General features: G+C 61.7%; 14 protein-coding genes, 1 tRNA gene and 1 riboswitch. Of the genes, 6 read left to right on the top strand and 9 right to left on the bottom strand.

Going from position 1 to position 13,400, the window contains the following annotated elements:
- Nucleotides 1-6 precede the first annotated feature (6 nt).
- From cobW to ACR3EK_RS10600, 3 genes are all read right to left on the bottom strand, one after another.
- Nucleotides 7-1,062, bottom strand: a complete 1,056-nt coding sequence (gene cobW, locus ACR3EK_RS10610; RefSeq protein ID WP_170366528.1) for a cobalamin biosynthesis protein CobW — start codon at nucleotides 1,060-1,062, stop codon at nucleotides 7-9.
- Nucleotides 1,063-1,064: 2 nt separating this feature from the next.
- Nucleotides 1,065-1,448 carry a DUF1636 family protein gene (locus ACR3EK_RS10605; protein ID WP_170370777.1) on the bottom strand — a complete coding sequence of 128 codons (384 nt, stop codon included), beginning with the start codon at nucleotides 1,446-1,448 and terminating at the stop codon, nucleotides 1,065-1,067.
- Between the two features lie 82 nt (nucleotides 1,449-1,530).
- A riboswitch (cobalamin riboswitch) is annotated at nucleotides 1,531-1,735 on the bottom strand.
- Nucleotides 1,736-1,807: 72 nt separating this feature from the next.
- Nucleotides 1,808-2,683: a LysR family transcriptional regulator gene (locus ACR3EK_RS10600; RefSeq protein WP_480633342.1), complete on the bottom strand. Its 876-nt coding sequence runs from the start codon at nucleotides 2,681-2,683 to the stop codon at nucleotides 1,808-1,810.
- A gap of 108 nt (nucleotides 2,684-2,791) precedes the next feature.
- On the opposite strand from ACR3EK_RS10600, the gene ACR3EK_RS10595 reads away from it, so the two are divergent.
- Nucleotides 2,792-3,748 (top strand): NAD(P)-dependent oxidoreductase, encoded by a 957-nt coding sequence (locus tag ACR3EK_RS10595; protein WP_480633341.1) that lies wholly within the window; start codon nucleotides 2,792-2,794, stop codon nucleotides 3,746-3,748.
- A 219-nt stretch (nucleotides 3,749-3,967) separates the two neighbouring features.
- Here ACR3EK_RS10595 and ACR3EK_RS10590 read toward each other — a convergent pair.
- Nucleotides 3,968-4,041 (bottom strand) — tRNA-Cys (locus ACR3EK_RS10590).
- 227 nt (nucleotides 4,042-4,268) lie between these two features.
- On the opposite strand from ACR3EK_RS10590, the gene ACR3EK_RS10585 reads away from it, so the two are divergent.
- The 3 genes from ACR3EK_RS10585 (at nucleotide 4,269) to ACR3EK_RS10575 (ending at nucleotide 7,329) form a co-directional block, all read left to right on the top strand.
- Nucleotides 4,269-4,922 carry a protein-L-isoaspartate O-methyltransferase family protein gene (locus tag ACR3EK_RS10585; RefSeq protein ID WP_170338223.1) on the top strand — a complete coding sequence of 218 codons (654 nt, stop codon included), beginning with the start codon at nucleotides 4,269-4,271 and terminating at the stop codon, nucleotides 4,920-4,922.
- A 95-nt stretch (nucleotides 4,923-5,017) separates the two neighbouring features.
- Nucleotides 5,018-6,436 (top strand): TolC family outer membrane protein, encoded by a 1,419-nt coding sequence (locus ACR3EK_RS10580; protein ID WP_170337765.1) that lies wholly within the window; start codon nucleotides 5,018-5,020, stop codon nucleotides 6,434-6,436.
- Between the two features lie 74 nt (nucleotides 6,437-6,510).
- The gene (locus ACR3EK_RS10575; protein ID WP_480633340.1) at nucleotides 6,511-7,329 is read left to right on the top strand and encodes a hypothetical protein; all 819 of its coding nucleotides are present in this window, start codon (nucleotides 6,511-6,513) and stop codon (nucleotides 7,327-7,329) included.
- A 3-nt stretch (nucleotides 7,330-7,332) separates the two neighbouring features.
- Here the strand turns inward: ACR3EK_RS10575 and ACR3EK_RS10570 are convergent, their stop codons facing one another.
- Both ACR3EK_RS10570 and ACR3EK_RS10565 read right to left on the bottom strand, forming a co-directional pair.
- Nucleotides 7,333-8,790: a cobyric acid synthase gene (locus ACR3EK_RS10570; RefSeq protein WP_480633339.1), complete on the bottom strand. Its 1,458-nt coding sequence runs from the start codon at nucleotides 8,788-8,790 to the stop codon at nucleotides 7,333-7,335.
- A gap of 158 nt (nucleotides 8,791-8,948) precedes the next feature.
- Nucleotides 8,949-9,269, bottom strand: coding sequence for a DUF6280 family protein (locus ACR3EK_RS10565; protein WP_093962585.1), 321 nt, complete (start codon nucleotides 9,267-9,269; stop codon nucleotides 8,949-8,951).
- A 219-nt stretch (nucleotides 9,270-9,488) separates the two neighbouring features.
- On the opposite strand from ACR3EK_RS10565, the gene efp reads away from it, so the two are divergent.
- Nucleotides 9,489-10,052 (top strand): elongation factor P, encoded by a 564-nt coding sequence (efp, locus tag ACR3EK_RS10560; protein ID WP_480633338.1) that lies wholly within the window; start codon nucleotides 9,489-9,491, stop codon nucleotides 10,050-10,052.
- Between the two features lie 40 nt (nucleotides 10,053-10,092).
- On the opposite strand, the gene ACR3EK_RS10555 is transcribed toward efp, so the two are convergent.
- Together ACR3EK_RS10555 and ygfZ are read right to left on the bottom strand one after the other, a co-directional pair.
- Nucleotides 10,093-11,058, bottom strand: a complete 966-nt coding sequence (locus ACR3EK_RS10555) for an ABC transporter transmembrane domain-containing protein (protein WP_170338230.1) — start codon at nucleotides 11,056-11,058, stop codon at nucleotides 10,093-10,095.
- Nucleotides 11,059-11,164: 106 nt separating this feature from the next.
- Nucleotides 11,165-11,902: a CAF17-like 4Fe-4S cluster assembly/insertion protein YgfZ gene (gene ygfZ / locus ACR3EK_RS10550; protein WP_480633337.1), complete on the bottom strand. Its 738-nt coding sequence runs from the start codon at nucleotides 11,900-11,902 to the stop codon at nucleotides 11,165-11,167.
- Nucleotides 11,903-11,974: 72 nt separating this feature from the next.
- Between ygfZ and ACR3EK_RS10545 the strand changes: the two genes are divergently transcribed.
- Complete coding sequence (locus tag ACR3EK_RS10545; protein ID WP_480633336.1) at nucleotides 11,975-12,574, top strand: glycosyltransferase; 600 nt, start codon at nucleotides 11,975-11,977, stop codon at nucleotides 12,572-12,574.
- Here ACR3EK_RS10545 and ACR3EK_RS10540 read toward each other — a convergent pair.
- Nucleotides 12,522-13,391 (bottom strand): hypothetical protein, encoded by an 870-nt coding sequence (locus tag ACR3EK_RS10540; RefSeq protein WP_170358476.1) that lies wholly within the window; start codon nucleotides 13,389-13,391, stop codon nucleotides 12,522-12,524. The genes ACR3EK_RS10545 and ACR3EK_RS10540 overlap by 53 nt on opposite strands.
- Nucleotides 13,392-13,400 lie beyond the last annotated feature (9 nt).

Genomic DNA, 13,400 nt, shown 5'->3' with positions numbered 1-13,400 from the left:
CGGTGCTTACTCGGCGGCCTCGGTGACGCCCGTCAGGATGCCGCGGATCGCGGCCTCGTCGATGTCGTCATGCTCGGCGATGACCACAAGGCGCGAGCGGCGCTCTTCCTCGGGTTTCCACGGGCGGTCATACTGGTGCCGCACCCGCGCGCCGACCGCCTGGACCAGCAGGCGCATCGGCTTGCCCTGAACGGCGGCATAGCCCTTGACCCGCAGGATGTTCAGCTCGTTCGCCAGACGCTCGATATTGGCGACCAGCTGCGCCGGGTCGGTCTGTTCTGGCAGCTCGACCACAATGCTTTCGAAATCGTCATGTTCGTGGTCGTCATGGCCATCGTGATGCGAGGGGCGGGCGTCCATGTCGTCCTCGGCTGCGGCCTCCAGCCCCAGCACCACGCGCACGTCCACCGCACCCTCGGCCACTTCGACCACGGGCAGGGGGCGCGGCGCCTCGGCGGCGATGATCTCGCGCGCCTTGGCCACGCCTTCGGGGCCGGCCAGGTCGGGTTTGGTCAGAAGGATGATGTCGGCGCACGAGATCTGATCCTCGAACACCTCGGACAGGGGCGTTTCGTGGTCGATCGAGTCATCGGCCATGCGCTGGGCGTCCACCGCCGCGACATTCGGGGCGAAACGGCCTGCAGCCACGGCCTCGGCATCGGCCAGCGCGATCACGCCGTCCACAGTGATCTTGGAGCGGATATCGGGCCAGTCGAACGCCTTGAGCAGCGGTTTCGGCAGGGCCAGACCGCTGGTTTCGATCAGGATGTGATCGGGGCGCGGGTCGAGCGCCATCAGCGCCTCGATCGTGGGGATGAAGTCATCGGCCACGGTGCAGCAGATGCAGCCATTGGCCAGTTCCATGATGTTTTCCGCCGGGCAGTCGGGGATGGCGCAGCTTTTCAGGATTTCGCCATCGACGCCTACATCGCCGAATTCGTTGACCACCACGGCCAGCCGCTTGCCCTGCGGGTTTTGCATCAGATGGCGGATCAGCGTGGTCTTGCCCGAGCCGAGAAAGCCGGTGATGACGGTGACGGGAAGTTTTTCGAGGGTGCTCATGCTCAGGCTCCAATCGGGGGAATGCGGGCGGCGCAGTTCTTGCGGAAATGTTCAGGGCGGTCGCGCCATTTCACAAGGCCATCATCGGCGGCCAAATATTTGGTGGCGCCTTCGACGATGATCTCGACATGGTCGGATTCGTTCAGGTTTTCATAGACGAAGGTCCAGCGCGACGGCCCGCCGCGCAGAACGATAGAGCAGCCCTGATCGCAGTTCGACAGGCATTCGACCGGCTTCAGGGTGATGCCTTCGGGCAGGTCGGCAGCGGCCAGCGCCTTGTGCAGCAGCGTGCCGGGGCGCTGGGCGTCATCCTCGATGGGCAGCCCGCGTCGGCAGGTGGTGCAAACCAGCAGCTCGACTGGTGTGGTCTCGGTCACGTATCTCATCCCCCCTCACTCGGTTGTCGGGGGACGGGGTATGCGCGGGCCACGTTGCGGACATGGGCCCGACACCGGAACACCCCGTCCGGTTTGTCTTCGGGCGTTGGCAGGTCTCCCGGCTTGCGGATGTCAGAGCGGCGCTCTGTCGGATGTCCCGCCTTCCCGGCCAGCAGCCAGTGGCATTTGGGCACCCTCTCCGGTCACGGTCGCGGGGGCGGCTGCGTTTGACGGAAAACCGCTGACGCATTCCCTTTTCATCTGCTTGCACAGACACCAACGCAAGCGACATGCGGCACGGGCAGGGGGGTTGTCAAGCGCGCGGGGCCAAGTGCCTCGCGTCGGATAGAAAAAGCGACTTGCCGGGGTCAGTCCGCGGCATCACCGGCCAATCGGTCGCGCAACCACGCGAGGAACAACTGGGCGGGGATGGACGGAGGCGCCGCGCTGACGCTGCGGATCAGGTAGTGCGACTGGGCAAAGGGAATCGCCGGCCCTGCAACCCGGATCGGCGCGCCCTGCGCGATCGCGTTGCGCCCGAACCGCTCCAGAACGGTGGCGTAGCCCGCGCCGGCCATCACCAGTTGCAGCGCCGTGACGGTCGTATCCGCCGAATGGCGCGCGGGGCGGTCGGGCAGGTCGGTGTCCGTGGCCTCGAAGTACCGCGCCCAGTTGTCCTCGTACCCCAAAATGTGGATCAACGGGCCGTTGCGCAGGTCTGGCGCCGGGTCCTGCGCCCGGCAGACGGGCACCAGCCGTTCCGAGCACAGCCGTTCGGCCGCGACACCGGGCCAGTCGCCATGGCCCAGCCGGATTTCCACGTCCACATCCGCGGGCGCGGCCGAGTCGTTCCAGATATGCGACACCAGCCGCACCGGAATTTCGGGGTGCTGCGCGCTGAACGCGGGCAACTCGGTCGCGATCCAGTAGGTCATCGACGATATCGCCGCCCGGATGGTCAGCGCCTGCCGCGAGGCGGGGCCGAACAGGCTGTTGGTGGACAGCGCAATATCCGATAGCGCCCGGCGCACGGTCAGCGCATAGGACTGGCCCAGCTCGGTCAGCGACAGGTGCCGGGCGTTGCGGGCAAAAAGCGGCTGGCCGAGGTCCGCTTCGAGTGAGCGGATATGCAGCGACACCGCCGTCTGGGTCAGGCCCAGTTCCTGCGCGGCGGCGGTGAAATTCAGATGGCGGGCGGCAGCCTCGAAGCTGCGCAGCCAAGCCGGATTGGGCAAGCGGTCCATTCAGCACCAAAATATTTTGCATCTAGGTCGACTTTTTATTCGTTTCTTTTGTCGGTGGGCAACGGAAATACTCGGGCCAACGAAAACGCGCCTGCAGGAGGGCAGAACATGAAGGTCGGGTTCATCGGTTTGGGCAATGTGGGGGGCAAGCTGTCGGGGTCGCTACTGCGCAACGGTATCGACCTGACGGTATACGACCTGAACCCCGATCTTGTGGCGGAGTTCGCCGCCAATGGGGCAAAAGCCGGTGAAAGCCCGGCGCAGATGATGCGCGATTGCGATGCGGTGATCACCTGCCTGCCGTCGCCCGCTGCCTCGGACGCGGTGATGCAGCAGATGCTGCCTGAGGTGACCAAAGGCAAGATCTGGATGGAGATGTCCACCACCGACGAGGCCGAGGTCAAACGCCTGGGGGCCATGGTGATCGAACGCGGCGGGGCGGCGGTGGACTGCCCGGTTTCGGGCGGGTGCCACCGGGCGGCCACGGGCAATATCTCGATCTTCGCGGGCTGCGACCGGGCCACGTTCGAGCGTATCCTGCCGTTCCTTACGACCATGGGCCGGCGCATTCTGCATACCGGCGATCTGGGCACGGCCTCGGTTCTGAAGGTGCTGACCAACTATCTGGCCACTGCCAACCTGATCACCTGCGCCGAGGCGCTGGTGACCGCCAAGGCCGCCGGGATGGACCTGAACACCACCTACGAGGCGATCAAGATTTCGTCCGGCACGTCCTTCGTGCATGAGACCGAAAGCCAGGTGATCCTGAACGGCTCGCGCGATATTTCCTTCACCATGGACCTGGTGAAAAAGGATATCGGCCTGTTCCAGGAGGTCGCCGACCGCGCCGGCGTGCCGTTGGAGATGAACCCGTTGATGATCAAGATCTTCGACGACGCCATCGCCCGCTATGGCGCGCGCGAGCTGTCGCCCAACGTCATTCGACGGCTCGAGGATGCAACCGGGCTGAGCATTACCGCGCCCGGTTTTCCGGCCGAGATGCAGGACGATGAACCGGAAGAGCCGGGGTATGAGGTGATTCCTCAAGGCCGAAGCACGGTTTGAGCCGACGGTCAGCGCAAGGCACGCCCTTTCCGGGGGGGCTCGCATGTACCGACCGCGTCGCTGGTGACCCAGCGCGGACTAAATCCTTGCCCGGAAATTACTGGTTAGCTCGGCTGCGCTAACCATCTCCGCGCGTATTTTGGCGTTTCGTATCAACAAACTGGTCCAGGCGACTATCACAGGACCAGAGAACAGCGATGCAATGCGAGGCTGGAAAGTTGGAGGCGAGTACCGGAATCGAACCGGTGTACACGGATTTGCAATCCGCTGCGTCACCACTCCGCCAACTCGCCTTTTCAAGCAATTTCAATTACTTGACGTGGTGCAGACGCGGTTCTAGCAGCTTTCCCGAACAACGTCCAGAGGGTTGCTGAAAATTCCGCCGACCACAGCGTTGGATGGTCGGTCAGCGCAGTGGCAACTTTTGTCGCGGCCTGCAATTTTTGCCGGGCTGGCCGTTGCCGGGCGGGATCGGATGTGGCAAAAGCCGAGCAACCATGGGAAATATACGAGCGGTCACATGACGGATTTCGCAGCCCGACGCCACACGATGGTAGACACTCAGATCAGGCCCTCTGATGTCACCAAATTCCCGATCATCGATTCAATGCTGAAGGTCCAGCGTGAGAACTTCGTGCCGGATGCCAGTCGCGAAGTGGCCTATGCTGGCGACCTGATCGACCTGGGAAACGGGCGCTGCCTGCTGGAGCCGAGGACTCTGGCGAAGATGCTGGATGCATTGAATATTTCGAATGACGAGGTGGTTCTGGATATCGCCCCGGCGTTCGGATACTCGACCGCCGTCGCCGCGAACATGGCGCAGCTTGTGGTGGGCGTCGAGGATGACGAGGCCAACGCAGCCGACGCGCAGTCCCGCCTGATGGAGGCGGATATCGACAACGCGATCATTCATGTCGGACCTTTGGAGCAGGGGGCGGCCGAGCATGGCCCCTATGATGTCATCATCATCCAGGGCGGTGTGGAACGTCTGCCCGATGCCCTGCTCGATCAACTGAAAGATCATGGCCGCATCGCTTGCCTGTTCGTCGAAGGCAACCTGGGCACCGTTCGCATTGGTCGAAAGTCCGATGGGCGGGTGACATGGCGTCATGGCTTCAACGCAAACGCCCCGGTACTGCCGGCGTTTTCGGCCGAGTGTGCATTTTCGCTATAGTCGATCAGCGGTTTTCCGCGGTCCCTTGATTAGTTGAAAACAAAGACGCAAACTGCCTACGGGCTTGCGTTATTTTGATTTGAGAGGATTTGGGTATGCTTGGAACGGCTGGAGGGAAGCTGGTCAAGGCAGTCGCTCTGACGGCGGGAATCGCGCTGAGCGTGATACCGGGGCGCTCGGTTTTGGCGGACAATCTGACCGACGCGTTCATCGGTGCATACAACACAAGCGGGCTGTTGGAACAGAACCGCGCCTTGCTGCGCGCAGCCGATGAAGACGTTGCAATCGCGTTGTCGGCCCTGCGCCCGATCATCAACTGGACCGTCCGTGTCAGCCAGGATTATGCCAAGTCTCGCGCCGGAACAGTGGTGTCGACGGTCGAACCGTCGCGCTTCTTCTCGGGACTCACGCTGAGCCAGCTGGTCTATGACGGCGGTGCATCGATTCTCGGGAAACAGTCGGCTCAGGAAACAGTTCTGGCAACTCGCCAAGCATTGATCGATATTGAGCAACAGGTTCTGTTCCGCGCAACGACGGCTTATCTGAGTGTTCTGCTGCAGGAAGAAACGGTTCAGATTCGCCAGAACAACGTCAATCTCTCAGGCGAGGAACTGCGGGCCACGCAGGACCGTTTTGAAGTCGGTGAGGTCACCCGGACCGACGTCGCGCTGTCCGAAGCGCAGTTGGCAAGCTCGCAGGCTGATCTGGCCGATGCGCGAGGCGACCTGAGCACTGCCCAAGCGGAATATGTGAACGCCGTCGGCAAACAGCCGGGCCGTACTGCGGGCCAGCCGCGTCTGCCGAAGCTGCCCGGTTCTTTGGCCGAGGCCATCAGCCTGGCACAAAGAAACCACCCGGCAATCCTTTCGGCGCAGCATCAGGTGCGTGCCTTGGATCTGACCGTGCAACAGCAGCGCGCGGGCCTGGGTCCGAATGTAAGCCTGAACGCGGACGCGGGGATCACGGAAAGCTATGACAACGACGACTATACCAACGATGCGTCCATCTCGTTGAATTTCAATCAGCCCATCTATGCCGGTGGCCGATTGGCGGCCAACGTGCGCCGCGCAATGGCTCAGCGGGACGCATCGCGTGCCAATCTCCTGAATGTGCAGAAAGACATCACTCAGGGTGTGACGGACGCCTATGTGCGCTTTGAAACGGCCACTGCCAGCCTGCGGGCATCCGTCGAACGGGTACGCGCATCGCAGGTCGCCTTTGACGGGATTCGCGAGGAGGCCACCTTGGGGGCTCGGACCACACTGGACGTTCTGACCGCTCAGCAGGATTTGCTGGACGCACAATTGGCCGAAGTTGCCTCGCGGACGGAACGGTCTCTGGCTGCCTATCAGCTGTTGCAGGCGCAAGGTCTGTTGACCGCCGAGCGCCTTGGACTGGCAGTCCAGATTTACGACCCGACGCTCTACTACAACCTGGTCAAAAAAGCGCCAGCACAGATCAGCAAGCAAAGCCGCGACCTGGATCGAGTTCTCAAAGCTTTGCGGCGCGAGTGATCAGCCACACTATCTGTTGTTAGGTTCGACCGGATTGGATACACTGGTCCAAAAGGTCAGAGCGGTAGAGAACAATGACGGATAGCAGTGTCAAAGCAGGTGTCGAAGACGTATTGTCGTCGATCAAGCGTTTGGTCAGCGAAGAAGGGCGCAAGGTCCCGAACCTGATCAAAGCGACTGCGGCCCGCAAGCCGGGACGCCTGGTTTTGACGGATGCCCTGCGGGTTGGCACATCGGCCGAGGATCCAAAAGCACCTTTGAAACTGGCCCAAAAGATCTCGGCTGAGGCGGCCTCGCAGCATGCTGCGAATGTCGAGGCGGTGCGCCCGGCCAACGACCTGTCACAACCTATGCGGTTGCGGTCTTGCGATATCGTTCGTCCCGGAACGCCGGCAATCAATGACATTGGCGGTGAGTCTTCGGATGATCGCGAAGGCCGCAGGGATCTGGCCGGAAGCCTGAGCGCCAAGATCGCGGCTCTTGAGGCTGCGATTGCGCGGACCGAAGATCAGTGGGAGCCTGACGGTGAAAGCGACGACGCTTATTCCGGCACGCGCACCGACACGGTCAGTTGGGCCTCGGACACCGGGTTTTCGACGTCGAAGGATGCGGCTGCGTCCGAAGCTGAGATGGACGCTGACAGCGACGAGGAAACAACGCCTGCCACGTTTATCCGCGACAACCGGGATGCCTCAGAGGCCGAAGTAAAGCTGGATCAGGAAACGCCGGCGATGGCGACCGGCACGATGGATGAAGACGAATTGCGCGAGTTGATCGCAGACATCGTCCGTCAGGAACTGCAGGGCGCGCTGGGTGAACGTATCACCCGCAACATTCGCAAGCTGGTGCGGCGCGAGATCAACCGCGCTTTGGCCGCTCAGAATTTGGATTGAAGCTCAGCCGAACCGAGGCTCGGCTGCCAATGACAGCAGGGCATCAAGGTCCATATGCTGTTCGAGGTGATCGGCCAACGCCTCCAACGTTTGCTCAACACTGTCTTCGTATGCCAGTTCCGACCTGGCGCCAAACCGCTGCAGATACGACGCGCGGAAGGCGTCTGACGCGAAAATGCCGTGTAAATAGCTTCCCAGAACGCGCCCGTCTCTCGATGCGGCGCCTTCCGGGCGACCCTCCACCTGTAACCACGCACGGGCAGTATCCGGACCTTGGGTGCGTCCCATGTGGATTTCGTAGCCGGTGACAGGCTCGCCGCCGGGCAAGGCCTGCGCTGATCGCAGTTCGACCCGCTTTTCCCCGGACATAACCGTTTCCACGTCCAGCAAACCCAGCCCATCGACGCTGCCGGGTCTGCCGTCCACTCCGTCGGGGTCGGCGATCACCCGGCCCAGCATCTGATACCCGCCGCAAAGGCCAAGAACATGGCCGCCCCGCCGAACGTGTGCATACAGGTCGATGTCCCAACCCTGTTTGCGGAAAAAGGCCAAATCTCCAATCGTGGACTTGCTGCCCGGCAGAATCACCAGATCCGCGTCACCGGGAAGGGGGCGGCCAGCCGGAATGATCTCGACCGAAACACCCGGCTCGGCAGACAGCGGGTCCAAATCATCGAAATTCGCCATGCGCTCCAACTGCGGCACCGCAACCTTGCAGGTGCCGCCGGCGTGCGAGCGGATATCCATCATGTCTTCCGCCGGCAGTTTCCAGGCGTCCTCAAACCAGGGAACGACGCCCAGGCAAGGCCATCCGGTGCGTGCCGCAATGTCGTCGCGCCCGTCATCAAACAGGCTGACGTCTCCCTTGAAGCGATTGACCGCAAAGCCGCGGATCATTGCAAGGTCAGCGTTCTCCAGCACTGCATGGGTGCCGACGATCTGCGCTATGACGCCGCCCCGGTGAATGTCTCCCACCAGTATGACGGGCACATTTGCGGCGCAGGCAAAGCCCATGTTGGCGATGTCGCCTGCTCGCAGGTTGGTCTCGGCCGGACTGCCGGCGCCCTCGAGCAGCACAAGGTCGGCATCTTGGCAAAGCCTGGCAAAGCTTTCGAGCGCAGCGTTCAGAAGTTTGGATTTGTCCTTGCGATAGTCCTTGGCCCGCATCGTTCCCGCCCGCTTGCCCTGAACGATCACCTGCGCACCGGTATCGGTTTCCGGCTTCAGAAGGATTGGATTCATGTCCGTATGGGGCGCGCGCCCCGCCGCCCGGGCCTGCAGCGCCTGGGCGCGGCCAATCTCGCCTCCGTTTGCCGCCACTGCGGCGTTGTTGGACATGTTCTGCGGTTTGAAAGGGGCAACCTTCAACCCTCGCCGCGCAAAGGCCCGGGCCAGCCCGGCCACAAGCATCGACTTGCCGACATTGCTGCCGGTCCCCTGAATCATGATCGCGCGAACCATCTGAGCCTCCTGCGGATGTTGGCAGATGACCGCATTTATTCAGCCGACGAAAGCGTGGATCGGGCCATTTGCACGACGAATGCGACCATTCCGCTGCGTACAGGGCAAAAAAAAGCGCGCCGAAAGTACCGGCGCGCGTTTTTGGGTCGGGCAAAGCCTTAGGCGGCTTCGGCCTGCTGGGCAGCGTTGCGGCGTTCGCTTTCTTCGCGCGACAGGGCGACGGACGTACGCACGCCACGGCCAACGAACTCCATCAGTCCGTGGACAACCCGTTCGTTCGGGTCGATGCCAGCGCAGGACAGCACTTCGCGCCCATCGCGCGAGCGTGCCCAGCGGGCGATTTGTTCCGGGCCATTGCCGTATTTCTTGTCATCGGCGATGGCATCATCGAGTGCAGCCAGCACAACGGCCGCGAAAAGTTTGCGGGCACGGTTGCCTTGCTCATTGTTAAAGGCGGTGCCGTCAACGAAATCTCTCATCTCGTTTTCCTTGTTGTTCTTGCTCTTGTAATTTTCGGCGTGGCGGTCCTTATGACCTATTTAGTGCGATTCGGATACACCTAATTTGCATAGTTGCGTTGCGTCATTTGCATGGCTCTCTGCAGGTGCAGCACTAGGTTTCGTTGTATTGCATGGATCGGTCCCGCCAGATATAGGGACGACAACTGACGCATCAACCATGTGTGAAGGAAATATGTCATGCCCAAGATCAATGGGAACGAAATTCGCCCGGGCAATGTGCTTGAGCATAACGGCGGTCTGTGGGCGGCGGTCAAGGTCGATCACGTCAAACCGGGCAAAGGCGGTGCCTTTGCACAAGTAGAATTGCGGAACCTGCGCAACGGCTCGAAACTGAACGAGCGGTTCCGTTCCGCGGACAAGGTCGAGCGTGTTCGGTTGGAGCAGAAAGACCAGCAGTTCCTGTATGAAAGCGACGGGATGCTGGTATTCATGGATGCCGAGACCTATGAACAGATTGAATTGCCTGCAGAATTGCTGGGTGACCGTCGTCCGTTCCTTCAGGACGGGATGACCATCGTGGTCGAATTCTATGAAAGCGAGGCGCTGAACGCGACGCTGCCTCAGAAAGTCGTCTGCAAGGTCGTCGAAACCGAACCGGTCGTCAAAGGTCAGACTGCGGCGAACTCGTTCAAGCCGGCGGTTCTGGACAACGGGGTCAAAGTCATGGTGCCGCCGTTCATCGCGCAGGACGAGATGATCGTCGTGAACACCGAGACCATGGAGTATTCCGAGCGCGCGTAACGTCGCGTCATACTCGGAGAAAGACCAAGAAACCGCGCCGCTATTCGGCGCGGTTTTTTTCTTGCGAGGCGGCCCCGCCCCGGCGGTAGCGGGCGCGGTCCGGGCCGAACAGTTCCAGCAACAGCTCGAACTTGATGCGATTGGCGCTGACCTGCCGGTAAAAAGCGATGAGAAACCCGGTCGGCCCCTGGATCCGGGCCAGACCGCTGGTCGCGGCGACCACGGTTCCCACGTCGGTTTCTCCTTGCAGAACCAGCCATCCGCCCAGCATCAGAACACCGACGGTGCCTGCACCGTTGATCACGCTCAGCAGAAACTTGGCCGACAATTTCCACAGGAACATCCGCCGCCGGGTGTCGTAGATCGCGTCGAACTGGTCGTGCACTTCTTGAGTCACGGCCTCGATGTTTTCGATCGTCAGATGGTCGGTCGCGCTACGCAATATGCGGACGCGGTCCGCCACGAACACGTTCACCTTTCTCTGCGAGACGAGAACGATAAGGATCTGCGGTGCGATCATCGAAAGGGCAATCAGTCCCAGCCAGGGTTGCGTCGACGAGATGTAGCCAATCACGCTGACCAAGGTTCCGATTTGTACGACCGGGTCCGAGAACGCGCCGCCTGCGAATTTGCCCAGTTCTTCGGCTTCGGCAGAAATGGCCGTCGTCATGGTTCCCTTGCGGACATTCTCGCCCGACTCGTCCACGTCCACGGTGCGGGCGAGCAAAAGCTGACGGATCCGACGGATCATGTCTTCGCCCAATGTCCCCGCGCGATATCCCAGCACCCACTTCAGGGCGAGGCTCAGCAGGATCACCCCCATCATGCCGGCACCCAGCAGCAGGAGATGGGGCGCCTCGATATTGTCCGAGGTCAGATGGTTGATGATGTCCCGTTGAAACTCCAACGGGGCCGCGGCAAGAGCCGCGACCGACAAGGACAACAGGATCAGTATGACTTGCCGTCCGGCGCTGGCGCGCCAGATGGCTGAATACAGTTGGAGCATGCAGGCACCCGATCAGCCAAGTGCCTCAAGTCTTACCGTGTGGCCGGGCCGGATAAAACGTTTGCAAAGCAGCCCGGTCGGTGGTCGTGCCGGTTGGGCAACAGGCTCAATCCAGCAGACGCAGGCGGGCGTCTCCGGCCAGCATGTCGTCGCCCGCCCGATCAAGGCGCAGATAGGCGATGGCCTGTCCGTTTGATTGGGTGAACAGCGTACCAGCTGGCTTTCCCGCCGAGAGGATTTCGGAGCCGACCGGAGCCGCACCGTCGATGGCGACAACCCGCAGCCCCTTGCGCAACTGGGTCTTGTGCTTCATGCGGGCGGTTACCTCTTGCCCGACATAGCAACCCTTTTTGAAATCGACGCCGTTGAGCGGCTCGAATCCGGCCTCGAGGATATACGTGTCCGGTGTCAGCTCGATCCCGGTTTCCGGGATGCAATAACGCACCCGAATTGCGTCCCAATCCGTTCCATCATCGGCTTCGGGAGCGTCAGAATATGCGCGCCAGCCCATATCGGGGTGACGAGGATCGGGCAGGGCGCCTTCGGGTGCGGGCCCGGTTCCGCGTTGCAGGTGCAAGTTGGTTTCCTCGATACGCACGTCCGCCCGCAGCTTGTACATGTTCAGCCGCTTGATCAGTGCATCCGCCATCCCCTCAACCACGTCCAGCAGTACCGAGTCGCCATCGCGTTTCAGAAAGAAATCGGCCAGGTACTTGCCCTGCGGGGTCAGGATGGCCGCGTAGACAAGACCATCATCCAGCTTGCGGGTGTCATTGGTGACCAGACCTTGCAAGAAGCTGTCGGTATCCGTGCCGGTCAGGCGCAAAATGCGGCGGGTGCTCATCTTTGGGTCCTCGTCATTGCCCTGAGAGCGGTGATATAAGCGAACCCGTTGCCAAGACCAGAGGTTTCGAACGTGTCCGCCCCGATCAGTATCGTGATTCCGACATTCGATTCCCAAACCGAACTCGCGCGCACGCTGATGACCCTGATGGAAGGTCTGCACGCCGGTCTGATCCGCGAACTTGTCATCGCCGATGGAGGGTCGACCGATCATACGTTGCGTATTGCCGATGAAGCAGGTGCCCGGATCGTTGCCGGGGCCGGGTCCCGTACCGCGCAGCTGCGCGTGGGATGCGACGCCGCAGTGGGCGACTGGTTGCTGATCATCCTTCCGGGGACCGAGCTTGAGCCCGGATGGACCGACGCGGTGGCCGAGCACCTTGTAACGCGGCGTCCGGGTGTGTTCCGCCTTGGGTTCCGGTCCTCAGGCCTGAGCCCGAGTTTGACGGCAGGCTGGGCCAATCTGCGTAGCCGGGTCTTCGGACTGGCGTCTGGTGATCAGGGTCTGCTACTGCCGGCGCAATTGTACAAGGCCGCCGGCGGATATCCGGATCAACCGGGGAAGGAGGAGGCGCTCATGCGCTCTCTGCCGCGCGCGACTCTGTTGCGGGCGCGTGCCATTACAGGTGCCGGGCGCCGTGGTCGGACGCGTCCTGAGGCGCCACCTCAGTAACCCCGGTCCCAGATGCTTCAGGGGGTGGTTGCCGCGCCGTCGGCTCGGTGATGAGGTTGGACCGCAACTCGACAACAGATTTGCCCAACCGGAATGGTGCCGCAAAGCTGACAAGACACAGCGCGATGATCTGTAGCACGAGAATGTGGGCGTTTTCCTGAAGATACTCCCACTCTCCCTTCAGTTTGGCGACCTGAGCGATCAGGTCATCATAGCTTTGCGCGAGGATCATATAGTCTCCGGCGATTGCCGGCACTTTCCGCCGCATGTTGTCGATCGCGGTCTGCGTTTCTTCGTCCAGCGTGGTGAATACCAGGAATTGCTCGATGTCGAAGGCATCGGCTTTGGCAGCCATGTCCTGAATGTCACCCATCTGGTCTCGGGACCGTGCGCCGAAGATAAAGTTCAGGCCCTGCAGCGGCGCAACTTCGTTGGTGACGGCGATGAACAGCGGCAGGTCGGCGTTGCTGGCGGTCGAGGCCGACAGGAACTCGACCTTGTCGCACAAAACCGCCGTGTCCGGGTCGTAGGCCGGATCGCAGAACCGCAGCCGGAACCGCGCGGCGTCGCGATCGAAGGCCAGCGTCGCCGCATAGGCAACGTCGATCTGCCTGTCCAACCTTGAGCTGTCGGATTTGTAGAGCCCCGCCATGACCGCCACCAGCGCGCCCAGCCCACCCAACACGACCCACACGAGGTCGGCCAGCTTCCATGCCCGGTGACCGGCTGGTTTGCGAAACAGGAAAGCGGTGCCAATCGATCCGGCCAGAAAGAACAGCAACAGCAGGGGCAGCTGGTAGTCGGTGATGAAGCTCATATAGACGAC

It is taken from the genome of Ruegeria sp. BC8, assembly GCF_056535705.1.
This window is presented reverse-complemented; position numbering and strand designations above follow the sequence as displayed.

Excerpts from the sequence above, each read along its gene's own strand:
- ACR3EK_RS10580 (WP_170337765.1), top strand. The coding sequence starts at position 5,018 with ATGCTTGGAACGGCTGGAGGGAAGCTGGTCAAGGCAGTCGCTCTGACG.
- ACR3EK_RS10585 (WP_170338223.1), top strand. The coding sequence starts at position 4,269 with ATGACGGATTTCGCAGCCCGACGCCACACGATGGTAGACACTCAGATC.
- efp (WP_480633338.1), top strand. The coding sequence starts at position 9,489 with ATGCCCAAGATCAATGGGAACGAAATTCGCCCGGGCAATGTGCTTGAG.
- ACR3EK_RS10575 (WP_480633340.1), top strand. The coding sequence starts at position 6,511 with ATGACGGATAGCAGTGTCAAAGCAGGTGTCGAAGACGTATTGTCGTCG.
- ygfZ (WP_480633337.1), bottom strand. The coding sequence starts at position 11,902 with ATGAGCACCCGCCGCATTTTGCGCCTGACCGGCACGGATACCGACAGC.
- ACR3EK_RS10565 (WP_093962585.1), bottom strand. The coding sequence starts at position 9,269 with ATGAGAGATTTCGTTGACGGCACCGCCTTTAACAATGAGCAAGGCAAC.
- ACR3EK_RS10555 (WP_170338230.1), bottom strand. The coding sequence starts at position 11,058 with ATGCTCCAACTGTATTCAGCCATCTGGCGCGCCAGCGCCGGACGGCAA.
- ACR3EK_RS10605 (WP_170370777.1), bottom strand. The coding sequence starts at position 1,448 with ATGAGATACGTGACCGAGACCACACCAGTCGAGCTGCTGGTTTGCACC.
- cobW (WP_170366528.1), bottom strand. The coding sequence starts at position 1,062 with ATGAGCACCCTCGAAAAACTTCCCGTCACCGTCATCACCGGCTTTCTC.
- ACR3EK_RS10540 (WP_170358476.1), bottom strand. The coding sequence starts at position 13,391 with ATGAGCTTCATCACCGACTACCAGCTGCCCCTGCTGTTGCTGTTCTTT.
- ACR3EK_RS10570 (WP_480633339.1), bottom strand. The coding sequence starts at position 8,790 with ATGGTTCGCGCGATCATGATTCAGGGGACCGGCAGCAATGTCGGCAAG.
- ACR3EK_RS10595 (WP_480633341.1), top strand. The coding sequence starts at position 2,792 with ATGAAGGTCGGGTTCATCGGTTTGGGCAATGTGGGGGGCAAGCTGTCG.
- ACR3EK_RS10600 (WP_480633342.1), bottom strand. The coding sequence starts at position 2,683 with ATGGACCGCTTGCCCAATCCGGCTTGGCTGCGCAGCTTCGAGGCTGCC.